Origin of the sequence: Cyclobacterium jeungdonense (assembly GCF_010994275.1) — a bacterium.
Lineage (GTDB): Bacteria > Bacteroidota > Bacteroidia > Cytophagales > Cyclobacteriaceae > Cyclobacterium > Cyclobacterium jeungdonense.
In genome coordinates this window covers 1-23,850 of record NZ_WMCD01000001.1, presented here as the reverse complement: position 1 = coordinate 23,850, position 23,850 = coordinate 1, and the positions used below count along the sequence as shown (strand labels likewise).

19 protein-coding genes are annotated in these 23,850 nt (G+C 43.1%); 7 read left to right on the top strand and 12 right to left on the bottom strand.

Going from position 1 to position 23,850, the window contains the following annotated elements; translation table 11 throughout:
• Positions 1 to 15: 15 nt before the first annotated feature.
• Positions 16 to 1,659 (bottom strand): sodium/sugar symporter, encoded by a 1,644-nt coding sequence (locus GKS34_RS00095; RefSeq protein WP_163382792.1) that lies wholly within the window; start codon positions 1,657 to 1,659, stop codon positions 16 to 18.
• A 267-nt stretch (positions 1,660 to 1,926) separates the two neighbouring features.
• Here GKS34_RS00095 and GKS34_RS00090 point away from each other — a divergent pair, with 267 nt between their 5' ends.
• Positions 1,927 to 3,327 (top strand): transglutaminase-like domain-containing protein, encoded by a 1,401-nt coding sequence (locus GKS34_RS00090; protein ID WP_163382791.1) that lies wholly within the window; start codon positions 1,927 to 1,929, stop codon positions 3,325 to 3,327.
• 173 nt (positions 3,328 to 3,500) lie between these two features.
• Here GKS34_RS00090 and GKS34_RS00085 read toward each other — a convergent pair whose 3' ends face one another.
• Complete coding sequence (locus GKS34_RS00085) at positions 3,501 to 3,686, bottom strand: hypothetical protein (protein ID WP_163382790.1); 186 nt, start codon at positions 3,684 to 3,686, stop codon at positions 3,501 to 3,503.
• A 192-nt stretch (positions 3,687 to 3,878) separates the two neighbouring features.
• Between GKS34_RS00085 and GKS34_RS00080 the strand changes: the two genes are divergently transcribed.
• Positions 3,879 to 4,340: a hypothetical protein gene (locus GKS34_RS00080; protein ID WP_163382789.1), complete on the top strand. Its 462-nt coding sequence runs from the start codon at positions 3,879 to 3,881 to the stop codon at positions 4,338 to 4,340.
• Between the two features lie 68 nt (positions 4,341 to 4,408).
• Here GKS34_RS00080 and GKS34_RS00075 read toward each other — a convergent pair whose 3' ends face one another.
• The 3 genes from GKS34_RS00075 to GKS34_RS00065 all read right to left on the bottom strand — a co-directional run bounded on the left by GKS34_RS00075 (position 4,409) and on the right by GKS34_RS00065 (position 7,495).
• The gene (locus GKS34_RS00075) at positions 4,409 to 5,095 is read right to left on the bottom strand and encodes a DUF2490 domain-containing protein (RefSeq protein WP_163382788.1); all 687 of its coding nucleotides are present in this window, start codon (positions 5,093 to 5,095) and stop codon (positions 4,409 to 4,411) included.
• The gene (locus GKS34_RS00070) at positions 5,095 to 5,700 is read right to left on the bottom strand and encodes a hypothetical protein (protein ID WP_163382787.1); all 606 of its coding nucleotides are present in this window, start codon (positions 5,698 to 5,700) and stop codon (positions 5,095 to 5,097) included. The genes GKS34_RS00075 and GKS34_RS00070 overlap by 1 nt, the downstream gene beginning before the upstream one ends.
• A gap of 199 nt (positions 5,701 to 5,899) precedes the next feature.
• Positions 5,900 to 7,495 carry a M81 family metallopeptidase gene (locus GKS34_RS00065; RefSeq protein WP_163382786.1) on the bottom strand — a complete coding sequence of 532 codons (1,596 nt, stop codon included), beginning with the start codon at positions 7,493 to 7,495 and terminating at the stop codon, positions 5,900 to 5,902.
• Between the two features lie 442 nt (positions 7,496 to 7,937).
• Here GKS34_RS00065 and GKS34_RS00060 point away from each other — a divergent pair, with 442 nt between their 5' ends.
• Positions 7,938 to 9,002, top strand: a complete 1,065-nt coding sequence (locus GKS34_RS00060) for a serine hydrolase domain-containing protein (protein WP_163382785.1) — start codon at positions 7,938 to 7,940, stop codon at positions 9,000 to 9,002.
• A gap of 23 nt (positions 9,003 to 9,025) precedes the next feature.
• On the opposite strand, the gene GKS34_RS00055 is transcribed toward GKS34_RS00060, so the two are convergent.
• Both GKS34_RS00055 and GKS34_RS00050 read right to left on the bottom strand, forming a co-directional pair.
• The gene (locus GKS34_RS00055; RefSeq protein ID WP_163382784.1) at positions 9,026 to 10,345 is read right to left on the bottom strand and encodes an ABC1 kinase family protein; all 1,320 of its coding nucleotides are present in this window, start codon (positions 10,343 to 10,345) and stop codon (positions 9,026 to 9,028) included.
• 3 nt (positions 10,346 to 10,348) lie between these two features.
• A complete protein-coding gene (locus GKS34_RS00050) occupies positions 10,349 to 11,005 on the bottom strand; it encodes a TetR/AcrR family transcriptional regulator (protein WP_163382783.1) in 657 nt (218 codons plus the stop codon).
• 193 nt (positions 11,006 to 11,198) lie between these two features.
• On the opposite strand from GKS34_RS00050, the gene GKS34_RS00045 reads away from it, so the two are divergent.
• Positions 11,199 to 12,527: a S41 family peptidase gene (locus tag GKS34_RS00045; RefSeq protein WP_163382782.1), complete on the top strand. Its 1,329-nt coding sequence runs from the start codon at positions 11,199 to 11,201 to the stop codon at positions 12,525 to 12,527.
• 192 nt (positions 12,528 to 12,719) lie between these two features.
• Positions 12,720 to 13,736, top strand: a complete 1,017-nt coding sequence (locus GKS34_RS00040; protein WP_163382781.1) for an alkaline phosphatase D family protein — start codon at positions 12,720 to 12,722, stop codon at positions 13,734 to 13,736.
• Between the two features lie 132 nt (positions 13,737 to 13,868).
• Here the strand turns inward: GKS34_RS00040 and GKS34_RS00035 are convergent, their stop codons facing one another.
• From GKS34_RS00035 to GKS34_RS00020, 4 genes are all read right to left on the bottom strand, one after another.
• The gene (locus GKS34_RS00035) at positions 13,869 to 15,386 is read right to left on the bottom strand and encodes a RagB/SusD family nutrient uptake outer membrane protein (RefSeq protein WP_163382780.1); all 1,518 of its coding nucleotides are present in this window, start codon (positions 15,384 to 15,386) and stop codon (positions 13,869 to 13,871) included.
• Between the two features lie 25 nt (positions 15,387 to 15,411).
• Positions 15,412 to 18,723: a TonB-dependent receptor gene (locus tag GKS34_RS00030; RefSeq protein WP_163382779.1), complete on the bottom strand. Its 3,312-nt coding sequence runs from the start codon at positions 18,721 to 18,723 to the stop codon at positions 15,412 to 15,414.
• A gap of 132 nt (positions 18,724 to 18,855) precedes the next feature.
• Complete coding sequence (locus GKS34_RS00025) at positions 18,856 to 19,914, bottom strand: FecR family protein (RefSeq protein WP_205601990.1); 1,059 nt, start codon at positions 19,912 to 19,914, stop codon at positions 18,856 to 18,858.
• A 139-nt stretch (positions 19,915 to 20,053) separates the two neighbouring features.
• Entirely contained in the window at positions 20,054 to 20,665 is a 612-nt protein-coding gene (locus GKS34_RS00020) for an RNA polymerase sigma factor (RefSeq protein WP_163382777.1), read from the bottom strand.
• A gap of 183 nt (positions 20,666 to 20,848) precedes the next feature.
• Here GKS34_RS00020 and GKS34_RS00015 point away from each other — a divergent pair, with 183 nt between their 5' ends.
• Both GKS34_RS00015 and GKS34_RS00010 read left to right on the top strand, forming a co-directional pair.
• Positions 20,849 to 21,601, top strand: coding sequence for an acyl-CoA desaturase (locus GKS34_RS00015; RefSeq protein WP_163382776.1), 753 nt, complete (start codon positions 20,849 to 20,851; stop codon positions 21,599 to 21,601).
• Positions 21,602 to 21,790: 189 nt separating this feature from the next.
• Positions 21,791 to 22,156, top strand: a complete 366-nt coding sequence (locus tag GKS34_RS00010; RefSeq protein WP_162419161.1) for a BlaI/MecI/CopY family transcriptional regulator — start codon at positions 21,791 to 21,793, stop codon at positions 22,154 to 22,156.
• 85 nt (positions 22,157 to 22,241) lie between these two features.
• Here the strand turns inward: GKS34_RS00010 and GKS34_RS00005 are convergent, their stop codons facing one another.
• Positions 22,242 to 23,639 (bottom strand): UDP-glucose 6-dehydrogenase, encoded by a 1,398-nt coding sequence (locus GKS34_RS00005; protein ID WP_163382775.1) that lies wholly within the window; start codon positions 23,637 to 23,639, stop codon positions 22,242 to 22,244.
• Positions 23,640 to 23,850: the final 211 nt, after the last annotated feature.

Genomic DNA, 23,850 nt, shown 5'->3' with positions numbered 1-23,850 from the left:
GTTTACTTTTTTGAATTACCAGAATACAATGTAGAGGGCGGCAATGATTCCCGAAATTAAAATGGCACCGATCTTAAACTTAGTACTGGTAACAAAAAGATCTTTCGTGATTTCAATTCCTTTGGGATGGTCCTTTCCTTTCCCTTCGTACAAACTAATTCCTATAATCAAAGCGGAAATGATTAGGAATACCACCCCCATCCGATCGATAAATGGAAGACTCGGAGTCAAGAATTTGAAGGCCGTCGATAAAGGAATTGTCAATGCTGCTGCTGTAAGTGCGGCATTGGAAGTAGTTTTTTTCCAGAAAAAACCAAAAATGAAGATGGCAAATACCCCGGGAGAAACAAATCCCGTGTATTCCTGTATGTACTGAAAAGCCTGGTCCAATTCGCTCAATGCCGGAGCTACAATGGCAGCTACAATAAATGCAACAATTGCTGTAATCCTTCCCACCCGTACTTGTTTGTTTTCCGAGGCTTTTTCATCTAAAAAGGTCTTGTAGATATCCAGGGTAAATATGGTGGAAGTACTATTGGCCATAGAGGCTAGGGATGAAACGATAGCAGCTGTCAAAGCTGCAAATGCAAGTCCCTTTAATCCTGACGGAAGGAGTTGCAACAGGGTGGGATACGCCCTATCCGATTTAATTATACCTGTATCCGGATCAGTCATCGATGCTATGAAAGAGGTGTCTAATCCTTGATTAACGATGACAAAGGCTGCAATACCTGGAATTACCACAATCAGTGGCATCAATAACTTCAAAAATCCAGCGAAAACCATGCCTTTTTGAGCTTCATTGAGTGACTTGGCTGCTAGTGCCCGCTGAGTAATGTATTGGTTAAACCCCCAGTAATTTAAATTAATAACCCACATACCCCCAATGAGAACACTGATACCGGGAAGGTCCATGTAAGCATCTCTTTCTCCTCCGGATCCATCCGGAATCATCATTTCACCTTCATTAATGATCATTTGAAAGTGAGAGGGTGCTTCCTGTAGCAGGGAAACAAAACCCGCAACTACGTCCCCAGATCCCACAATGGATAAGGCAAGATAAGTGGTGGCCAACCCGCCCAGAATCAGGAAGAATACCTGAACCACATCTGTCCATGCTACCGCCTTTAGCCCTCCATAAATCGAATAAAGCATGGCAAATACAGCAAGCCCGGCAATTCCATAAACCAGGGGAACGCCCAGGATGGTTTCCAGGCTCAAGGCTCCCAAGTACAGCACGGAGGTAAGGTTTACAAAAACATACACCAAAAGCCAAAAAACCGCCATGACCGTCCTGACTCGTGAATCATACCTGCGCAGCAGAAACTGAGGCATCGTACTGATGCCTTCTTTGAGGTAAATCGGTAAAAAGAAAATCGCTACGATGATCAGCGTGGCGGCTGCCATCCACTCATAGGTAGATATCGCCAGTCCAAGGGCAAATCCAGATCCTGACATGCCGATAAACTGCTCTGCGGAGATATTGGAAGCGATCAAGGAAGCTCCCACAGCCCACCAGGGCAGTGCCTTACTGGCCAGAAAATAATCGTTTGAATTTTTAATGTGTCCCTTTTTCTCCCTGGATACAAGGTATCCCATCAGGAGAATTAACACACAGTAACCTATAAAGATGATCAGGTCTAAGGCGGTGAAATTCATGAACAAATGGATTAATGGGTTCGGTCTTTTGTTAATTCACTTGGCATTGTACAGAAAATTAAAGGTGCAATATAGTCAAATAAGGTTTTTATAAAATTAAAATCACCCAGAAAGTAAATGCTTCCGGAAAAGAACCGCTCTACTGAATGAGGGCATTCGCCTCGGTGAACTCCTTTCCTCACAAGGGTTTTGCAGGACAGGCCCTTGATACTTATAGGATAAACAGTATCTTTGAAATGTATAAAGTCAACCAACGCAACTTAAACCATGAATCGCAACCCACTGCAACTTCGCACTGCTGCCCTATCGCCTCATTCCCTTTTCCGGTTATTAATTATTACATGGGGACTCGTATTTTGGGTTTCCTGCCAGTCCGCCCAAAAGCATGAAAATACTGATATTCAATCTGTTACCCTTCCCAAACAACCCAAAGTAGCCATTGACGACATAGAGGCCGGAATCAAAGCGTATATTGACGCCAAAACCGAACAAAACGAGGGGTATTTTTTGGTAAAGGACGAAGATAAACTGCTGCGATTGCGATTGGTCCGGGTCCACACAGAATACCTGTCTAACCTGGGTCCAAACAGCCATTTTGCCTGCGTGGACCTGGCAGACATAAACGGAGATGTCTATGATGTGGATTTTTTTCTGGAAGGCAAACCAGGGGCCATGGATGTGACCCAAACTACTGTCCATAAGTTGAATGGTAAACCATTCTACAGCTGGAAACAGCGAGAGGATAAGACCTGGTTTCGCTTACCCATGGAAGAAGCCACCAATGAACTAATGGGGGTGATTGAAGGAGAAGACCAGTTTCGGTTTCACTACAAGGCCACCGTCCCCAGCCTGGATTTACCCGCAAAAATGTGGATCCCCATAGCAGTCAGCGATCCCTTTCAAACGGTAGAATTGGAATCCATGGAAGTTCCTGGAACACACCGGCTGATCGAAGATAAAATCAATTCCAACACCATCCTCTACATGGAATTGAATCCGGAACACAGTGGTGAAGAAATCGCTCTAACATACAAAGTATCACGGAAAGAAAAAGGACCTTATGAGGAAACAGGCGAAGTAGAGGATCGGTATCTGGCATCCAACCGACTCATGCCGGTAGACCGAAGATTTCGAGAAATTGCTTTGGAAGCCATCGGGGAAAAGAGAAATGATAGCCAGTTGATGAAGGCAAGAGCTATCTACGACTATATAATCGATAATATGCGGTATGCCAAATCCGGCGAATACGGCAAAGGTGATGCGGTTTACGCCTGTGATACCAAGACCGGAAACTGCACCGAATTTCACTCCCTATTTATTTCACTCGCCCGCTCGGTAGGCATTCCTGCCCGATTTTCAATTGGTGCAGCCATCCCATCGGACCGAAATGAAGGAGGAATAGACGGTTACCATTGCTGGGCTGAATTTCATGCAGAAGGAAAATGGTGGCCACTGGATATCAGTGAAGGGAACAAGTATACAGCCCTTGCCACTTATTATTTTGGAAGGCATCCTGCAAACCGTATTGAATTTAGTAGAGGAAGGGATCTCGAGCTGAACCCGGGGCCTGCATCAGGGCCTATTAATTTTTTAGCATACCCGCTTCTGGAAATTGACGGCAAACCAGCTACAGCGCCATCTTCCTTTTCTTTTACAAGGATTCTCTGATCCCTCCTGGCATATAAATAAAAAAACGAAGCAATGAAATAAATGGAATGAGTCAGGTTTTAGAGATCGGGAAATTTTCCTGATTTCTTAATTTCATCAACTCACTTTTATTTCATCACTTCGTCATGCTCTTTGTTAAAAAGAGCCAGCATTCTTTACACTAACTACAGTGATTATTCAGGATGCTCATCGGCACCTTCCGGATGCTCTTCGTCTCCCTCAAGGTGCTCGGCTCCTCCTTCATGGTGTTCGGTATCATCACTTTTCTTGTTTCCACAAGAGGTCACCGTGGCTGAAAAGAAAAATCCCATTAGCAACATAAGGATTGCCATGGACTTTAGATTTTGTAATATTTTCATCGTTTATTTGGTTAATGGTTGAAATTCAAAGTAAAGATACACTTTTTATGAAGAGAACCAATTTGACGGCTAGGGTTAATTGCCATCAGAATTCACCAGTATTTGGACTGCAGGGATTTTGTGCGTATTTTAACGGTGTAAGTGAAAATTTTTCATTTCAATACCCACTATTTTAAAACCATAACCCAAAACATGGAAAAATTAGCCTATAAACAAAAGGTAATGGATCAAGCGATTCTTACTCAGGAGGCTTTGGTAGCCGATTTTAGAAACCGAATTGAAGAAATGAGAGATGGTGAGCAACAGCCTCAGGATCAAAATTTTGAATATGATCAGCAGGGCCAGGAAGATGAAAGTGCCCTTGTGATTAATCGCATGGCAGATGAGCTGAATTTTGTTATTGAGGAATTGGATTTTCTGAACCAAATGAAAACTTCAACTAACCTTTTTGATGAAGTGACGCTGGGTGCAATTGTGAAAACGGATAAAATGACCTTTTTTCCTAGCGTAAGTATAGAGAATTTTGAAGTGGATGGCGAGAATCTTTTCGGCATATCCCGGGAAGCACCCATCTATGCAGAAATGAAAGGGAAAAAGAAAGGAGATTCCTTTTCAATGAATGGCCGAACCTATAAAATATTGGACGTATTTTGACTGATTTATAAGCAAGAAACGAGCTTCCTTCTAACCTCTTCCGCTATTTATAGCTTGCATGCCGGCAGCTAGAGCGTAAGGTACCAGCCAAACTTAAACCAAATGCGCTGCCGCAAATCCGCATTGAAAAAGCGATCCGTGCGATAGTCTATTCCTGCCTGGAACTTTTGTTTCTGTAAAGAAAGGTGCCCAAGGGCAGCTGCAAATCGATTCTCAAAGCCAGTTTCCCCATCCTGATAGCTGAAAATTGGTTCGTCACTCACAACCAGGTATACTTCGCCCGGGTCCAGGCTCTGTCCTTCGAGAGGGATTTCAAACGAAAGCCGGTACCTGAGCCTGTATTCGATCGCCTCGTTCACAGCAAAGGTCTCGTCCGCACGGATTCGATGCCCGATTCGGTAGCTGTCTTTTCTTTGCAAAAAGGAGATTTGCTGAATGGCCCTGTGGCTATCCTCATTATCTCCATCCAGCCGGTACTGATAGCCTCCTGTAAGGGACACATAGGGATTTAGCGAGGTTCCTGCAAATGCCTGGAAATCCGTTTGCACGTGTCGGTAGCCCCAGGAGGCTTCACTTCCTTCAGGCATGGTGGCCATTCCATGCTGACTTTCAATTTTTCCGGTCAGTTTCAAGTTGTCACCTGCATGAACCCTTACCTGCAATTCTGGAAAAAAACCCAAATTCGTCAGCCTGTTCTGAGCGACTCCCTGATAAGACAAAAACATCCAAACAAAAACGAGGATTAATCTACGCATTAAAAGAAAAGGTTACTGGCTGCTGGCAAAATAATTTCCCGGAGGTTCAGCATTTTTCCATTTTCATCAAATAATCCCTCCCAAAGTTTCTTGGCATTTTCGGACTCTCCATAAAATTCAACTTCGTAACGGGTCTGTATTAAACCTGAAGAAGCCGTTTTTGCCCATTTTATCATCTCATTGGGCTCTCCGGTATATTGTACTTGTACTTTTTCTATCCGGAACTTTGAAAATTTCGACTCAAAATAAGCTGTAATAGCATCCTGAATCTTTTCAGGTAATTCTGTCCACTTGACCTGAACCTCCACATCTTCAATCTTTCCAGACAGGTCAAACTCCACGCTGTGATTTAACCTATCATGCGAGAATTTAGCTTCAAAACTACTCTTGCCGGACGTTTCTTCGTAAAACCACTTTATTTTATTACTTGGATTAAAAGCCTGGATTACCCATCTTTTGGCAGCCTCTGGCACCTCCTCCGCTTTTACCCGAAATTCCCGCTCTGTCTTTTCCTGTCCCATAGTCTGGCCGGAATAAAACACCAACAGTCCGATGAATGAAAATATCGGTAGCTTCACAAACGGCATACTTTTTATTTTAAGCATCTAAGTCCCTTTTTATTTCCACTGGTTGCGCTCTCTAACGAGAACAAAAAACTCTCTCAAGGTCGGAGTAACATTTTTACAAAGAGAATGAGGAAACCCTGTTTTCGATGTCCGACAAAAACCCCACCTGACGCGAGATTAGAGGTACCTATAGCTACAGAGCGGGTTACCAACTTAAATAAAATCCCCTTTTTGGCCCTCAATCTTCAAATTCATGAGAAAGTGGCACAAGGCGTGCGCTTAAATCAGGGGTATCCATATCTGGATCGAATGGAAACATGGGTCGGTTGATCCGCTCAAATTCCAGCCGCTCCAAATCCTGATCCACGCCACCCGGGGTTAGGGCCATGATCCAATCTTCCCGCATATCATACAATTCGGGTACCAGGTAGCCAATTTTCACCACTACGATATCCGTTTCCCGTGGACTCAGCCCCAGGTTGGTGAAATCTCGCTCTCTGTGGTAAGGCTTTCGTTTTTTGGTGACGATTACCTGAACACTTCCGATGGCTACCACTACTTCGGTTTCTGCATTTTGATCCCCGTGTTCGATGGCCTTTACCGTACCTGCTAGTACTAATGGGGGAGAAAACCGGTCGTCTACTGCAGCACCGGCTTTGGCAGACACCTTCCCTCCCACTCCAACTGCTACGGCTGCTTCTACCAATTCCGGGCCGGGAATAGATGCGTATATCAGGGAAGGGCCGTCAGAAGATTGGAACTCGGGCCTTGCCAATATTTCTCTCAGCGTCCAGGTAACATCTCCCGCTCCTCCAGCGGTAGGGTTATCCCCCATATCGCTAATCATAAATGGTTTTTTGTCACTGGCAATAGCCTTATCCAAACTTTCCTGTAAACTGGCAGTTGGAGCTATGAAGTCAAATTCGAATCTTCTATCCCAAAAACTTTTTGCCAGATCTTCGGCGGTAGTGGTCACCTTCGTTTCGTCATCCCCTGTAACCATTACCACCGCATGATTTCTTGGCTCATCGGCCCAGGCATATCCAACCCAGATAGCAGCGTCTGTTACGCCTTCCTGCTCGGCAGCAGGATACACCTCAGCATAAAGGCTTTTTCCAGGATCCACTCGGGTACTGGTTTTTTCGCCAGGAAGCAAAATTGGCACAGGTATCCAGGCTTTGAATGCTGGCTTTCCTTGGCCAGATTCCAGCCTGTCCAACAAATTGTCGACAGCTCTCTTTTTGGATTCCAATGCATCCTCATGCGGGGCCATCCGGTAACAGGTAATCAAATCAGAATGCGCTGCGAGACGCCAGGAAACATTTCCATGCAAATCCATGGAGGTGGAAATAAGCGTTTCCTCTCCTACCACCTCGCGGACCCGTTTGATGAAATCTCCCTCAGGATCATCCAAACCGACCACGCTCATGGCACCGTGAATGTCAAAAAATAAGCCATCGTAAGGTAGGTTTTCTTTAAGCCTATCCAGTGTTTCTCCCACAAGAGATTCGTACGCTTCCCGCGACACAATACCACCCGGAATGGCATGACCCCGTAATGTAGGAAACCAATTTGCCCGGGAACGGTTCAGGGAATCCTCGTGCATAAACGGATAATAATCAAAAACCTCGGTACCTCTTCGGGCAAGAAAGGCTTCCTCCTCCGTTACCGCGGGAGAAAACGTACTCGATTCTATGGCTAAACCTGCTATGGCAATACGGGGCAAATTTTCAGACTCATTTTCTATCTTGTCACCATTACCGCTACAAGCAGTTACCAGCAGGAAAATAAGGGCATAGGAAAGCCTTGAAAGAAGGGGATGCTTCGAAATCATAAACCAATTAGTTATTTAAAATTTAAAAATACAATCGCTGGGCTTCTTTTGGGTGGTGGGTGGAATTCAAATTAAGGTAATTTTTTGAACAATTCAATGAATCACCAGGTATTTTGAATTTATTGATCGTTTAATTTATCCAAGATTTGTCGTAGTATCTGGTTTTGCTCTTTCTTGAGGTCGTTATGTCTTTTTGCCCATCTAAACACCAAAACAAAAAGTATAATTAACAGTATGTAAAAGATAGCATAAATTATAGTAACGTAAACCATGATTGACAAGGGTTGGTAAAACTTGAACTCAGCTTCGGAACGACCTGGAACAGGCTGTAAACAAATTTTTCTGCAATCTAATGAAAGTAACTGGCTTTTTGTGCCAATTTGTAGTTAAATTAAGCCATTAAACTATAAAATACTTTCGTAAGTAACGCTAGGTTTCGGACATGCCTTTCAGTGATCATAATCCTCCTATTTTTACACAATGGCAAAACCAGTTGGATCGGTTCTGCAAACGAGAAAAATTACCTGGTGTCATCCTCTCCCTGCATCAGGAAAAACAGGAGCCTCTGGTCTGGGCTGGAGCCTCGGGAGTACTCTCGCCGGAACAACCCTACTTCATCAGCAGCGTGGCCAAACTTCACTTAATGGCTTTGCTGGTAAAATTAAAAGTGAGGGGTAAGGTTGAATTGGACGATGCCATGGTCCATATTCTACCCGAAAAAGAATATTCGGAATTGTCCACCTTCGGCGAACAAGATCACACCCCTGAAATCACCCTGAAACACCTGCTTTCTCATCTTTCAGGCTTGCCCGATTACATGGAATACCCATTCCAGGGTGGAAAAAATCTAAGAGAAGAACTTCTTGCAGGAAATGACCAATCCTGGACATTCAAAGAGCTAATTAAAGCCGTCAGGAAATTAAAGCCGCTTTTCAGACCTGGTGAATCCAAAAAAGCTCATTATGCTGATACCAATTATCAACTTTTGGGAAAGGTAATAGAAAGGGTAACCGGCAAAAGTCTGGGACTGGCCCTGGAGGAATTCCAAAACCAACCCCTTGGCTTAAGCGAAACCTATGTTTATACAGATCTCTATGACCGTACTCCGGCTCCCTTTTACCATGCTGGCAGGAAACTACACCTTCCGCGCGCCATGACCTCTTTCGGTCCTGCGGGAGGAATTGTCAGCACCGCCAGAGATAGCATGAGATTTCTGAAAGCACTATTCCACGGACAGCTATTTCCACTATCCGAACTGGAAGCCATCCAAAAATGGATTCCAATGGGGCCCTCCCTCTCGTACGGCCTGGGAATCGTTCGTTACGAAAAAACCAGGTACGGATTTACGGGAGGAAAGCTTCCAGAAATTATCGGACATACAGGCATTTCTGGTGCATTTGCATTTTACGTACCAAAATTGCACCTGATTTTGACCGGGACTGTTAGTCAATCAGACGACCCCATGCTCCCCTATAAATTGGCTCATAAATTTATTCAAACTCTGTGAAATTACGGCTCACCACCCTGTCTCTATTTTAACCAGTCCGGCTTGGTTGTGTCAATGGATGCCTGAAGCTGATTCAACAAATTGTACAATCCGAAATAGGTTCTGTTAATATACAGCCCATGCCTTGAACCCCTTGCCTGTTTGGATTTTCTAAACATTTTATCGTTTGAGATCTTGTCTCCCAAGGCAAATATCTGCTGGAAATAACTGTCGTCTGCAAAATCAAAGCTATCTACGTGAAATGGCTTTCCTAAAAGGGAGATCATTTCCTTGAAGATAGATTTAAAATAACTCTTCTCTTCTTCGGTATCTTTATTACTGATAAATTCCAAATTGTAAAAAATTTGATTTAATTCCTCTTCACGGATAAGCAGATCCTTTTTGATCAATGAAAAATAACCCTGATAGAATTCCTCTGGTATCACTTTCACACAACCAAAATCAATAACCGCCAGTTTATTTTCTTCCTGAATAATGAAATTGCCCGGGTGGGGATCGGCATGTACCTGCTTCAATTCGTGAACCTGATGGTGGTAAAAATTCCATAAGGCTTGCCCCACTTTGTTCTTTGCATCCTGGTCAGGGGATGTCGCTAACCACTCCTTCAAGTGCAGCCCTTCCATCCAATCCATGGTGATAATCCGGGGACTGCTCAGTTCCTCGTAATAATTAGGGAATTTCAGATTTTCAATATGGGAACAAGCTGAGGAAATCTCTTTGCTCCTTCTCACTTCCAACTCGTAATCGGTTTCTTCCAGAAGTTTTTCCTCCACTTCTTCCATATAATGGTCCAGCTCCCGCTCGTTCATGTTGAGCAGGCGCAAGGCAAATGGCTTGACTAGCTTCAGGTCCGATCGTACGCTTGACGCCACCCCGGGATACTGTATTTTGACAGCAAATAGTTTTCCATCTTTGGAAGCCCGATGAACCTGACCAATGGATGCAGCATTGACTGCAGAAGGAGTGAAGGTATCAAATAGCGTTTCTGGTCCTGTCTTGAAATATTGGGCGAAGGTTTTCACCACCAAGGGATAAGATAAGGGTGGTGCACTGTACTGAGCCATCGTAAATTTATCTTGGTAGGCCCTGGGCAACATATTTTTATCCATGGCCATCATTTGCGCCACCTTCAGCGCACTACCTTTAAGTTCACTCAGGGAATCGTATATATCAGTGGCGTTATCCCGGTGAAGATCATCCTTATTCATGGAAGGGTTTACTACCTTTTTGGCATAGTGCTTCATGTAATTTCCGCCTACCCTGGCCCCGGTGCTGATAAATTTCGCCGCTCGTTGCACTTTGGAAACGGGAATATTCTGCTGTTCTTTCAATTTTTCTGTCATGGATTACCTGGATTGGAATAAAAATTTGGCAAAATCCACGAAACTATCCACAGCGGACTTTCCCATGAGATCAAATGCCAGATTCACTGATTTTTCGATGGCTGCATCGGTCTTTTCAAAGGCTGGAGAATCATCTTTGAGCCAAAACCGAAAAATAAAAAGCACCTGCAGCCAAAGCGCATCGTCATAGCGATCTGCCACATAAGGGCGATTAGCAATTTCTTCCGTCTCTTTACCCTCCATGATAAGTTCGTTGACAAAGTCTTTAAACCTACCTTTAAATCCTTTTAACTCTACCGGAAAATTTCGGTCTTTGAAGGCGGTCTGTCCGTAAACCGCCAGCAGGTAGGAGCGTCGGGTTTTCAACTTTTCGATCCATGTAAAATAAAATCCCAATAGTTTTTCGCGTGTACTGTAGGATTTGTAGACCTCCTGGCTTTCAAGATTAGCGATAGTAGCCTCAAAAACCCGCTCCCATACTGCTTTTTTTATTGCCTCAAAGTTGTTAAAATGATCGTAGAAGGCAGCCTCCTGCATTTTCAACTCTTTGGTAAATTTAAAAACTGAGGCCGGTTCTTTACCAGTTTCCAACACATGGTTAATATAGGCATCGATTATTTTGTTTCTATCAGTCTTTTGTTCTTTTGATTTTTCTGTCATGGCTAACTCTTTAATGAATTCCAAACAAACAACAACCGTAGGCAGGAAGTGGTTTGTAAAAAGAGGGAAATAATTTTATAAACTCGTTTTGAAAATCCCAGGGAATTTTTTCTTCGTATGGATTTGTTAATCACTTGTACATCCTATTTGGTTTTTTTTTCGTTAATCTTTGGTAGAAAAGGATAGTTAGGTTATGATTTTAAAATTGAACAGAGGTTTTCTTGGTCTCTTACTGGTATTTTCAGTTATCCTTTCCTCGTGTAACGAGGATTTAGGAGAAACACCGTCCAGCCAAAACTTAGTAAAAGAGGCCATTTTTGAAAGCATGAAAGAATGGTATTACTGGAATGATGAATTGCCGGTTTCAATAGACCCTGCGGAATACCGCAGTAACGATGATCTTTTATATGATTTAATGTACTTGCAACTGGATCGATGGTCTTATCTTACCACCCGTGAAGCTTTTGATAAGGCCTTTACCGGTCAAAATGCAGGTCATGGATTTGGGTTTGGGTTGGGGGATGATGGAAAATTGTATGTATCGTTTGTTTACACAGAATCTCCAGCGGGAAAAGATGGTTGGGAAAGAGGCTGGGAACTAACGAAGATCAATGGCCGACCCATCGAAGACTATCGACTTGGTAACGGGTATAATTTTGAACTTGGAGAAAACACAACGGGAGTCACCAACACGTTCACATTTAAACTGCCGGATGGGACGACCACTACCCGACAAAACACCAAAGCAGAATACCAGGCCAATTCGGTTCTTTACCGGGACGTGAAGGATATTGGAGGCAAAAGTGTAGGTTACTGGGTTTACAATAGCTTTAAAGTCAGCCCGGGTACTAGCCCAAACCGCAGCCAGGAAGTAGAAGAAACCTTGTCCTACTTTGAAGAAGAAGGTATCGATGAGCTTATTTTGGATTTGAGGTACAATGGAGGGGGCTCAGTAGACGTAGCTGAACAGATAATGAACGGTTTGATCCCTACGGCTGATGATGGAAAGCTCATGTATACCAATGCCCTCAACCTGGATAAAAGTAATTTGAATGAAACCTTCCAATTCAATAAAACAGGTAATTTGGATCTGAAGCGCCTCGTGGTGATCACCTCCAGAGGTTCTGCATCTGCCAGTGAACTTCTAATTAACTGCCTTAGCCCCTATATGGAGGTGGTATTGGTAGGTCAAAGAACCTATGGCAAACCAGTGGGATCTTTCCCATTGTCCCAGTTTAATCAGGTACTTTCCCAAAATGAGGTAGAATTGGTTCCAATCACCTTTGCCATTGCCAACGCAGAAGGAAACGCAGCTTACTACGATGGATTCCCGGTTACCATTCCTTCTATGGACAATCCTGCTTTTAACTGGGGAGATACCCGAGAGACCAATTTAGCTAGTGCCCTGACCTTTATCCAATACGGGAGTACAGCCGTGGGCGCTCGACAAAATGTTCGAGAGGATCAATGGCAAATGATCGATAACTTTTCAGGATTGGCTAAAGAATTTCCTGTCTATTGAATTTCCCTGGACAGCTTTGCCCGCTTCATAAAAAAACAGCAATTCTCTCTCTATGAAATCGGGCATGAAGCTAGCGACATGCAGAGGGATGATTATCAAACATGCGAGATTCTCCCGATTTAGTATCGGGACAGGCTATCCCGACCTTTGGTACGGGACAGGTTATGACCAATAAAAGAAAATAATAAACAGATGAAATTCAACCTGTCCGAGTTCCTTTCTTTGCTTCTGGTTAGCTTGCTCGTCGGTTCCTGTTCCAGCGCATCCACCAAAACCGATGAAGAAAATAAACCATTCACGCTGGCTTTTGGTAGCTGCAACCGCCAATTACTAGATCAACCTTTATGGAAACCGATAATTAGTGAGAATCCGGACGTCTGGGCTTGGCTTGGAGATAATATATATGCCGACACCCATGACATGCAGGAAATGGCCGCCGGTTATTCCATTCAGTTTAATCAACCGGGTTATCAGGAATTGAGACAATCGACCCGCGTGGCGGGCATTTGGGATGATCATGATTATGGTATTAATGATGGGGGAAAATATTATAGCCAAAAGGATTCCAGCCAGCAATTACTGTTGGATTTTTTAGAAGAGCCTGCATCTAGCCCGCGAAGGGCCCAAAAAGGAGCTTATACTGTTCATACCTTTGCTTCCGAAGGGAAGCAAGTGAAGCTTTTTCTACTAGATACCCGGTATCACCGGGACACTTTAAGCAAGGAAAACGGACAATATGTCCCTAATCAGAAAGGGACCATTCTGGGAGACGCCCAGTGGAAATGGCTGGAAGAAGCGTTAGAGAATAGTGATGCAGCCATAAACCTCATTGCATCAAGCATTCAGGTCATACCGGAGGAACATCGATTTGAAAAATGGGCGAATTTTCCGCAAGAAAGAAAAAGATTGCTAGATCTAATCCAGAAAACTCATCCTAAGGGCACGGTCTTGTTAAGTGGGGACCGCCACATTTCCGAAATATCCAGAATGACTTTGGAAAATGGGGATCCGCTATACGAGATTACAAGCAGCGGGCTAACTCATGCTTACACGGCCTATTCAGGGGAACCAAACCGGTACCGAATAGGAAAAGTCATACACCAACTTCATTATGGGCTGTTACAAATCAATTGGCAGAAACAAATAATGAATTTCCAAATCAAAGGAGAAGATGGAGAGCCTCTTCTAAAACAAGAAATACCATTCTAATCTAAAAAACACTTCCCCTATTCAAAACGTGAAAAAAGCTTGTGAAAAGGGCATGCTTTGGGACTATTTTGAAAAATAAAAGGCAGTGAGAAACTCCCACCGCCTTTTAGCTTATCCATATTTAATCTACGATCAATACCCTGGGTTTTGTGGTCCCAGGTTAGGGTTTACATCCAACTCGATCCTGGGTAATGGCATCAGATAGTCTCTGGCAGGATCAAAATTAGGATGTGGCTCCAGGCTTTCACCTCCAGTAAACACCTGTGTTCCCAGTTGCCGTCTTTTAATATCGTACCACCTTTTGTACTCAAAGGAAAGCTCCAGCCTTCGCTCATTGAGCACCAGGTCAATAAAGCCTGCCTTATCCAGGCCAGCTTGTTGTACATCTTCCGGAAAGGCAGTTTGTACACCAGCCGCATTCCTGGCCCGCTCACGGATGGAATTGACATAGCCAACCGCTTCTGGTGTGGGACCGTTATTCACTTCTGCAGCTGCTTCTGCAGCGATGAGTAATACCTCCGCATAACGCATAGCCGCATAATTGTGGTCAGAATACCTTCCATCGGAATTGCTATTCCCAGGATACCTTCTGTATTTGGCTATATGAGGTCTTTGCGTGTTGGCATATTCCGTATAAGGTTCCAAAACACCGTTTATCAATGCTTCAGGTTGAAAGCTAACTTCTTTACGGTAATCCCTATCATCCCAGGTATTGTATACGGCCATCGAAGGGACTAAAACGCTCCAACCAAGCTGATCCGCACCGCGGATACCGGTCATGGGAGGCATGATATCGTCATTGGCGCCACCGCCACCGTTTTGCTGACCCAAAAAGTCCAGCGCAAAGACGTGTTCTTCCAGGCTATTTGCCATTTCAGCCCGGAACAGGTTTTGATAATCTGCTTCCAATGCATAGCCAAATCTTTCTTTGTTGTCAATTACCCATTTAGCTTCTTCATAAGCCTTCGGGTAATCTCCAAGTGTAAGGTGTACGGAAGCAAGGTACGAAGCTGCTGTACCCTTGGTTGGCCTTGACCGTACGTCGTTAGGCTGATTATCGGGAAGCCATTGTTTGGCAAATTCCAAATCTGCCAAAATCCCCTGGTATACATCCGCTGCGCTGGTCTTGGAAATGTCCTTAACCGCTTCCGGATCGTTGATAAAATAATCGATGTAAGGAATATCCCCAAACACCCGCACTAAGTGGTAATAACTAAAGGCCCGGACAAACCTGGCCTCAGCCACCAATCTGTTCCTGACTTCTTCTTCTAATTCCAAACTTTCGGTTCCGGAAATGCCCGCATTTGCCGCACTTATTACCTGATACCAATAAGGCCAGAAAGACCTGACCATCCCGTTATTATCATCCATATTGAAGTCATTCACTTGCTGCCGCTCAGCAGGAGTGCCGCGATCTCCAATATCTACCATATCTCCCCGAAGCATCAGGGCGGATACAAACTGCCTTCCGTACAATCTTTCGGAAGCCAGCCAGCCATAGGCTCCGAAAATTGCTGTTTCCACATCTTGTGCAGAATTAAACAAACTTTCAGGAGCCAACAATCCTACTGGTTTTTCTTCCAGATCGGTACATCCGGCAAAACAACAGGTCATGGCCAAAACCAAAGATTTATATATTTTCGTTTTCATGGTTATTTCAATTTAGTTGGCTATGTTAAAATCCTACATTTAATCCCACCGTATAACTCTTTGCGTTGGGATAACTTCCGTAATCCAAGCCCAAATTTCGATTTCCATCTGTAGCTCCGCCTGAACGGTAATTTACCTCAGGATCATATCCTTCATATTCGGTAAACGTCAGAACGTTTTGCGCACTTACGTACACTCTCAACCTGGAAAGACTCAGCCTGTCCACAATAGCCTGGGGGAAATTATACCCCAGGGAAAGGTTTTTCAATCGGGTAAAGGTACCATCATAAATCCAACGGGTTGAAACCCTTCTTGTCCTTCCGTTAAAGGCTCTGGGGATATCCGTTTGTGTATTGGAAGGCGTCCATCGGTTCAATGCCGCCGTAGTGGCATTATTGATGCCAGACATTAAATCCAACTCCATGAGGGTATAACTCAGGATATCGTTTCCAAAAGAACCCTGAAAGAATACGTTAAGGTCAAAATTCCTGTATCGGAAATCGTTATTCCAGCCCCAGAAGAAATCAGGGTGAGGGTTACCAATTATTTCCCTGTCATCACTGTTTAGGGTACCATCACCATTCAGGTCTCTAAACTTTTCCCCACCGGGATTTTGCTCAAAACCGCCGCCTGGAAGAAAATCTTCCCCTTCCTGATACACTCCGTCGTAAATCCAGCCAAAGAAACTACCTACAGGATAACCTTCTTTAAGCAATTGGGTGGTACCTAAGCCTACCATGTGCCCGGGTCCGGATCCATATTGGATGTCGTTACCCTCAGGTAATGACAAGACTGTATTTCGGTTTCTGGAGAAATTGACGTCCATATCCCATTGAAAAGCTCCTACCAAATTTCTGGACCCAATGGTCAACTCTATCCCCTTGTTTTCTACTTCACCAATATTTCTGAGCTGGTTAGTATAACCCGAATATTGGGGCAATGGAACCGCAAACAGCAAATCGGAAGTAACCATACGGTAATATTCAGCGGATAAAGTCACCCGATCATCCCAGAAACCAATATCAGTACCCAGGTTAAACTGAGTAGTGGTTTCCCAGGTAAGGTTGTCATTAGCTACCGTTGTTGGGCGAACAGCATTGACAGGAACCCCGTCGATTACAGTAAATACAGGCGAAAACCTGGCCAGTGTTTGGTAAGGGGAAATGGCTTGATTTCCGGTAAGACCGTAGCTTACTCTCCACTTCCAGAAACTAATCAGATCTGAAGTTTCAAGAAAGCGTTCATTTTTCATATTCCAGGCAAGGGCTCCGGACGGGAAAAAGGCCCATTTGTTATTTCTGGAAAAGGACGAAGACCCATCATATCGAGCATTAAAAGTCAGCAGGTACTTATCTCCGAGCGAATAATTCAATCGACCATAGAAGGATGAAATTCTCCAATCTGAAAGTCCGGAGCTAGGTGCTTGCCACACAGCCGCGGAACCCAGATTCCAGAATGAAAAAGCATCTGTGATAAACGAAGTCCCTCTGGCTCCCCAATCTTCATTTTCTGAAGATTGATAGGAATATCCTGCCATGGCCGAAAAGGTTTGGTCACCAGCAAAATTTTTGGTATACGTCAGGTAGTTTTCATTCAGGAGCAATGTATTCCTGGAAGCATTTATACGGGCATCACCTCCCACATTTCTGCCCTCGGTAACGGTAGTTGGCGAATACAAGCCGGTTCGACTGGCATTGGCGGTGGCCCCGAAGGTAGTTCTAAACTTCAAATTCTCCATTAAGTTATACTCTGCAAAGAAATTGCCTTGAAACCGATCATTTTCGTTTTCGTTAACCAATTGAGTGGCGACTGCGTAGGGATTATCGTGTGGGTCATTCAATCGGGCCACGGTAAAGCTTCCATCCTCCCGATAAATAGGCTGATCTGGTTCAAACTTAAATGCCGAAGACACAACTCCTGGTGTCAATCCTCCAGATCCTTCCTGGGTTCTCACCCCGTCACTGCTACTTCTCCGGGCAAATAGGTTCATACCGAACTTAAGCTTCTCCGAAGCCTGAATGTCCAGGTTACTAGTGATGCTAAACCGACTAAAGTCAGAATTGATGATAACTCCTTTTTGATCAAAAAAGGCTCCGGAAACATAATAGTTCACATTGTCCGTACCCCCACTGATAGAAAGTTGGTAATTTTGTATACCTCCTGTCCGAAATATCTGATCCTGCCAATCGGTATCTCCGCCAGCCGGTTCGATATTAGGTCTGGCATCGGTTATATAATCATTAAACTGCTCTGCATTTAACAAATCCAGCCTATTGATCTCATTTTGCATGGAATAGGAAGTGTTGAAATCAATTCTGGCAGCACCCTTTTTTCCTTTTTTGGTAGTAACCATGATGACACCATTGGCTCCTCTGGATCCGTAGATGGCCGTGGCCGAGGCATCTTTTAATACCTCGATGGAGGCAATATCTTCCGGAGGAGGCATGGCGGCTCCAATAAATCCATCCACCACAAAAATAGGATCACTGCTGGCATTGATAGAAGTACCGCCTCGGATTCTAACCTTCAAACTGGCACCAGGAGCTCCATTATTGGCCTGAATCTGAACCCCGGCGGCCCGACCCTGAAGCGCCTGTACGGCATCAATAGCCGGGTAGGCTGTTAATTCCTCCGCTTTCACAGAAGAAACCGCTCCAGTCAGATCACTTCGCTTTTGAGTTCCGTACCCGATGACCACTACTTCTTCCAGGGATGATTCATCCATTGTCATGGAAATGTTGATGACCGATTGGTTTCCCACGGCAACCTCCTGGGAATCGTATCCTATATAGGAAAAAACCAATATCGAACCCTCCGGTACGGTCAGGGAATAACTGCCATCGAGGTCCGTGACGGTACCCGTGGTGGTTCCCTTAACAGACACCGTTGCGCCGGGCAGGGGCTCTCCCTGATCGTCAGTAACGACACCACTCACACTCTGATCGATCACCAATACCCTTTCCGTTTGATCTGGGCTTACTTTTGTCACGTCTATCTGATCATTGACCTGCCTAAAGCCAAGTGAAGTTTGCAGTGCCACTTCCCGAAGCATGGTTTCCACACTGGCATTGCCGGTAGATAATTCCACCCGCATCCTCGGGTCTATATCTTTAACATCATACGAAAAGGAATAGGAAGTCCTGGCTTCAATCTGTCTGAAAAATTGACCCAGAGACAATTCATGCTGATTCAGATTTACCCAAACTTTATCTATCGTTTCATATTGGGCGTTCACATTTCCTGCTAAAACCAGGTTGAGAAACACCAGCTGCAGGGAGAACCCGTAAAGAAAATATCTTGACAACATGTAGATTGTCTTTTGTAAGTTAAATTTCATACTTTTAAAAGGTTTATTGATACATTCATTAAGCCTGGTTCGGTGATGGTGCATTCCCCAATGACTTTCCATCCCGAACCATTTATTGAGCTATAGCCCATTTTTGATTATTTTTGAGTTTATTTCATAGAGTTAAAATTTTAATTGAACATTTTTTCCCTTAATGCTATAGTCAAACGTTTCTATAAAAGCCATTCGGTTTAATACCAGATCCAGATCTTGATTTGCGTACCTGCCGCTTAATTGCCAAGAATTTTCTGGATGGCCTGAAACCGTGATCTGAACCCCATACCAACGTTCAAGTTTTTTGACCACCTCTTCAAAACCTGCCTTAGAAAACTCTAATATTCCATCTTTCCACCCCAGTATTTTTTCAGCTGAAAAGGTACCCACCTCCATGCTTTGATTGGAGTCTCTATAACTCAGTTGCTCTCCGGGATTCAGCAAAACGATCTCCCCAGTCCTATTGTGATTTATTTTTACTTTGCCGCTGACCAGTGAAATTTCCAGCCTATCCTCCACGATGTCGTTAATAGAAAAAGAAGTTCCTAAGGCCTCGGTTACTATTTTTCCAGTTTCCACACGAAATGGTCGATGGGAATCAGGTATCACATCAAAAAAGCCCTCTCCATGGAGAGTAACCCTTCGTTCCAGAGAGTCAAATTTTTCCGGAAATCTCAATTCGGTACCCGAATTCAACCAGACTGAAGACCCATCCGGAAGTTTAATTGTTAATTTTTCCCCAAATCGAGTAATTTTGGTTACATATTCAGGCACTGAGATCACATTTTCCTCCTGAGCGGGAGGCGTATAAGTCATTTTGTTCAACAATACCGTGGACGAAAGGGTCAGGAATAAGATGGCTGCTACCTTTGTCCACTGGTCCAGTGCAAACCAGAAAAGGTTTTTGGTACTAGAAATAGATTTCTTCGAAAATTGTTGATTCGGTATCCTGTCACTGGCCAAAATTGTTTGAAGTACCCTGCTTTTGGCACCAGCATCAGGTATTGAAGATGGCCGCCGCAAACCTGACACCATCTCCCTCGCCCTTTTTACTGCCTCAAGACTTTCAGGATGGGCCAGCATCCAATTTTTCCAATAGGTATCTAGCTCCGGATTGGGATGTTTTACCCAGCGGATAAACTCCGGATTAGTTATTAAAAAAAAGAAAATATCGTCTTGCCTGTTCATGTGCCTTACGCTTTCACAGATATAAGGCAACACTTCGTGAAATGACATCAGAATTATTCGGAAAAAAAGCCATTCTTTTTTTTGTCTTTGCGCTCAATTGATATTTGAAGCGAATTGACAACCCCTTCCTGATCTTTTTCTATTTGTAATCGATGGCCTTTTTAAGTGAAGTAATGGCCTGATAGACTAGATTTCTGGCCGATTTTACATGAGAAAGTCCCATCAATTCACTGATCTGCGGATAACTTAGACCTTCAAAATAAAAATAGTACAAGGCTTCCTTTTTTCTGCCGGAAAGTTGTTTCAAGGCATTATTGAGCAACCACGCTTGTTCCTCATGAATTTGCCTGTCAATCAGTGTCTGTTCGTGTGAATAAGTAATTAAAAATTGTTCGGAGTAGTTAAATTGAGTCGTATTCCTGGTTTTGCTCATTTCCCGGATTAACTTTCTTTTCAAGCATTTCATAAGATAAAAACAAATGGAATTGGTCTCTCCAAGACCGTTCCTTTTTTGCCTGATTCGAATAAAAATATCCTGAATACAATCTTCCGTTAATGCCGGTTTTCCGGAAAGTTGATTGCCGTATTGAACCAGCTTATCAAAGTAGCGATCGTAAATTGTAATAAAAGCCGTCTCACTTCCCTGTCTAAACTGATCCCAAAGTTCCGATTCATTCTCTCTCAAACCAGGTAGCGGAGCGGGGATATCTGGAACTAATGGAAAAGAATGTGTTATTTTGGGTTCATTCATTATCAACCTAAATGTAGCTCAATTCTGTTAAAAATAAAAACATAGGTAAATAACTACTAGAAAAAGGACCTTTTTGCTTCCGATTTAATGAATTTTATCACCTTTTATAAAAAATGTTTCGAGTGGTGGAATATTAAAAATATTTGGAATTAGTTTTGCAGTACTAAATTAAATTCAACGATAGTGATTTTAATAATATTATTCTTTCTTCATTGGTATTTCTCTCTGTTTTGCCAGAGTTTTTTCTTGCACCGCTATGCCGCGCATCAGATGTTTGTGATGAGTAAATTCTGGGAAAAGTTTTTTTATCTTTTCACCTGGCTGGCACAAGGGAGTTCGTACCTATCCCCTCGTGCTTATGCTATTTTACACCGCATGCACCATGCTTATAGCGATACCCCCAAGGATCCACATAGCCCACATCATACTGAAAATTTGTTTACCATGATGTGGAAAACTAAAAAAATTTACAACGAACATTTCACATTTAAGGTACAGCCCGAGGAACGGTTTTCAAAAGATGTTCCTGATTGGAATCGCTTTGACCGATTTGCTGATACCATGATCATACGTATCGGTTGGGTTCTGGTGTATGTGCTTATTTATGTTTTGAGTATCAGCGTATTTGAATTGGCGGGGACTCACTGGTGGATGTACTTTTTACTTCCCATTCATTTCATGATGGGCCCTGTGCACGGAGCCATCGTCAACTGGAGCGGTCACAAATATGGCTATGCCAATTTCGATAATAACGACCATTCTAAGAACTCCCTGTTTTTGGATTTTTTGATGCTCGGAGAATTGTTCCAAAATAACCACCACCGTTTACCAATGAGGGTAAATTTTGCAGTGAAATGGTTTGAATTCGACCCTACCTACCCCATCGTGAAATTATTGCATGCTACAGGCATTATCAAACTAAAACAGACTGGTTGATGGTAAACTAGTATTTTACAGATCTTACTGTCTCCATTTGGATAAAGAGGCGTTTACTTTGGTCTTATATTTCATTTTTAACAGTATTTTTTGAATAATTTCTTTTATAGAATATTTTTTTTAAAAAAGTTTTGCAATTAAAAAACTAAATGGTTAAGTTCATGGAAAATCACCTACTTTATTAAAAATATGAGAGAATTAACACGAGCAGAAGAGCAGATCATGCAGATTCTATGGGACATTGAGAAAGGATTTGTCAAAGATGTCCTGGAAAAAATGAAAGCACCAAAACCTGCCTACAACACGGTATCTACCATTATCCGGATACTGGAAAGGAAGGGGTTCGTCAAACACCGTGCTTACGGAAAATCACATGAGTATTATCCCATCGTTTCGAAAGATGAATACCGGAGTTTCACCATAAAAAATCTACTTTCAGGTTATTTCAGTGGCTCATTTGCCAAGCTAGCTTCGTTTTTCGCAAAGGATGAACAGCTTGATGTTAAAGCTTTGGAAAAGATTATGAATGAGGTAAAAGACGATGTGAAGAAGTAATAAGCTTTCTTATTAAAATAGAAAAAGGGTGCATTGTCACCCTTTTTCTATTTTACGGATAGATTGAAAAAAGGAATTCTATTTTTCAATCAGCCGTACCGATTGCATGAACCTGAAAACCAATCGCTTTTAAAGCCTCTTTATCCAATAAATTCCTTCCATCAAACACATGCGCTGGCTTTAGCATACTATCATAAATTCGTTGCCAATCATAGGATTTGAATTCGTCCCACTCGGTCAATACAGCTACGGCGTGGGCTCCTTCGCAAATTTTATAAGGATCGGTACCTACCAATAAGTTCTCCCGGTTTTCTTCCGGAGATCTGGTACCTAAATAGTCCAAATCGGTATAAATTTGTTCCTTTTTTACTTTTGGATCAAAAATTTCAATAGCTGATTGTTCGTTCAAAAGATGATCTGCGACGTAAATGGCAGCTGATTCCCTGGTATCGTTGGTGTCCTTTTTAAAAGCCCAACCCAAAAAAGCGATCTTTTTTCCATTCACCGTGTTGTACAGGCTTTTGATAATTTTTTTAGCAAATCTTCTTTTCTGATGATCATTCATAATGATAACTTGTTCCCAGTAATCCGCCACTTCCTGCAAACCATAGGTTCTCGAAATATATACCAGGTTTAAGATATCTTTTTGAAAACAAGACCCACCAAAGCCAACCGAAGACTTTAAAAATTTTGGACCAATCCGTGAATCAGTCCCTATTGCTCTAGCCACCTCATTGATGTCCGCTTCGGTGTGTTCGCACAGTTCCGAGAGAGAATTGATGGAAGAAACCCGTTGGGCTAAAAAAGCGTTGGCAGTCAATTTGGACAACTCGGAGGACCAGACGTTTGTGGTCAGTATTTTTTCCTCCGGTACCCAATGAGCATAAACATCCACCAACGCCTGTATGGCTTTTAGTCCTTCTTCCGTTTGATCTCCACCGATCAAAACGCGGTCCGGATTCATCAGATCGTCGACAGCTGTTCCCTCTGCAAGAAACTCAGGATTTGATAGAATCTGGAAACTCAGGCCATTTCCCGTATGGGTAAGTATATCTTTGAGCGTGCTGGCCGTCCTTACGGGCAAAGTAGATTTTTCCACTACAATTTTATCCCCTTTTGCTACCCGGGCAATCTGTCGAGCGCATAATTCAATCCATTTCAGGTCAGCAGCCTGCCCTTTTCCCTCTCCATAGGTCTTGGTAGGGGTATTTACTGAAATAAAAATCATTTCAGCCTCATCAATGGCTTTGTCTACGTCATTAGAAAAAAATAGGTTTCTTCCTCTTGCCTCGGCCACCACGGCAGGTAAGCCTGGTTCGTACACGGGGATATTATCCACATTTTCATCGTTCCAGGCAGCAATTCGTGCCTGGTTGATATCGACTACAGTCACCTTAATATCCGGACATTTTTTTGCGATTACGGCCATGGTTGGACCTCCTACGTATCCGGCACCAATACAACAAATATTTTGTATTTTCATTATTTATGGTTTAAAAACTACATGAGCATGCTGCTACAATAAAATTGATTCTTTATATCTGAATAAAAATTAGTTCTGCGCCTCACGAAAGAAAATTTTCCTTCCAGGATTCAAAAATAAAGCATTCCCTGAATTATCAAAAATAAAGCATTCATTTTCATAACAGAAAGGTTACTGTTCCTCAAATTCAATGAAAAGTTCGTAAACATAA

What these genes read in the sequence shown, in the direction of transcription:
- GKS34_RS00095 (WP_163382792.1), bottom strand. Translation starts at nt 1,659, where the DNA reads ATGAATTTCACCGCCTTAGACCTGATCATCTTTATAGGTTACTGTGTG.
- GKS34_RS00090 (WP_163382791.1), top strand. Translation starts at nt 1,927, where the DNA reads ATGAATCGCAACCCACTGCAACTTCGCACTGCTGCCCTATCGCCTCAT.
- GKS34_RS00085 (WP_163382790.1), bottom strand. Translation starts at nt 3,686, where the DNA reads ATGAAAATATTACAAAATCTAAAGTCCATGGCAATCCTTATGTTGCTA.
- GKS34_RS00080 (WP_163382789.1), top strand. Translation starts at nt 3,879, where the DNA reads ATGGAAAAATTAGCCTATAAACAAAAGGTAATGGATCAAGCGATTCTT.
- GKS34_RS00075 (WP_163382788.1), bottom strand. Translation starts at nt 5,095, where the DNA reads ATGCGTAGATTAATCCTCGTTTTTGTTTGGATGTTTTTGTCTTATCAG.
- GKS34_RS00070 (WP_163382787.1), bottom strand. Translation starts at nt 5,700, where the DNA reads ATGCTTAAAATAAAAAGTATGCCGTTTGTGAAGCTACCGATATTTTCA.
- GKS34_RS00065 (WP_163382786.1), bottom strand. Translation starts at nt 7,495, where the DNA reads ATGATTTCGAAGCATCCCCTTCTTTCAAGGCTTTCCTATGCCCTTATT.
- GKS34_RS00060 (WP_163382785.1), top strand. Translation starts at nt 7,938, where the DNA reads ATGCCTTTCAGTGATCATAATCCTCCTATTTTTACACAATGGCAAAAC.
- GKS34_RS00055 (WP_163382784.1), bottom strand. Translation starts at nt 10,345, where the DNA reads ATGACAGAAAAATTGAAAGAACAGCAGAATATTCCCGTTTCCAAAGTG.
- GKS34_RS00050 (WP_163382783.1), bottom strand. Translation starts at nt 11,005, where the DNA reads ATGACAGAAAAATCAAAAGAACAAAAGACTGATAGAAACAAAATAATC.
- GKS34_RS00045 (WP_163382782.1), top strand. Translation starts at nt 11,199, where the DNA reads ATGATTTTAAAATTGAACAGAGGTTTTCTTGGTCTCTTACTGGTATTT.
- GKS34_RS00040 (WP_163382781.1), top strand. Translation starts at nt 12,720, where the DNA reads ATGAAATTCAACCTGTCCGAGTTCCTTTCTTTGCTTCTGGTTAGCTTG.
- GKS34_RS00035 (WP_163382780.1), bottom strand. Translation starts at nt 15,386, where the DNA reads ATGAAAACGAAAATATATAAATCTTTGGTTTTGGCCATGACCTGTTGT.
- GKS34_RS00030 (WP_163382779.1), bottom strand. Translation starts at nt 18,723, where the DNA reads ATGAAATTTAACTTACAAAAGACAATCTACATGTTGTCAAGATATTTT.
- GKS34_RS00025 (WP_205601990.1), bottom strand. Translation starts at nt 19,914, where the DNA reads ATGAACAGGCAAGACGATATTTTCTTTTTTTTAATAACTAATCCGGAG.
- GKS34_RS00020 (WP_163382777.1), bottom strand. Translation starts at nt 20,665, where the DNA reads ATGAATGAACCCAAAATAACACATTCTTTTCCATTAGTTCCAGATATC.
- GKS34_RS00010 (WP_162419161.1), top strand. Translation starts at nt 21,791, where the DNA reads ATGAGAGAATTAACACGAGCAGAAGAGCAGATCATGCAGATTCTATGG.
- GKS34_RS00005 (WP_163382775.1), bottom strand. Translation starts at nt 23,639, where the DNA reads ATGAAAATACAAAATATTTGTTGTATTGGTGCCGGATACGTAGGAGGT.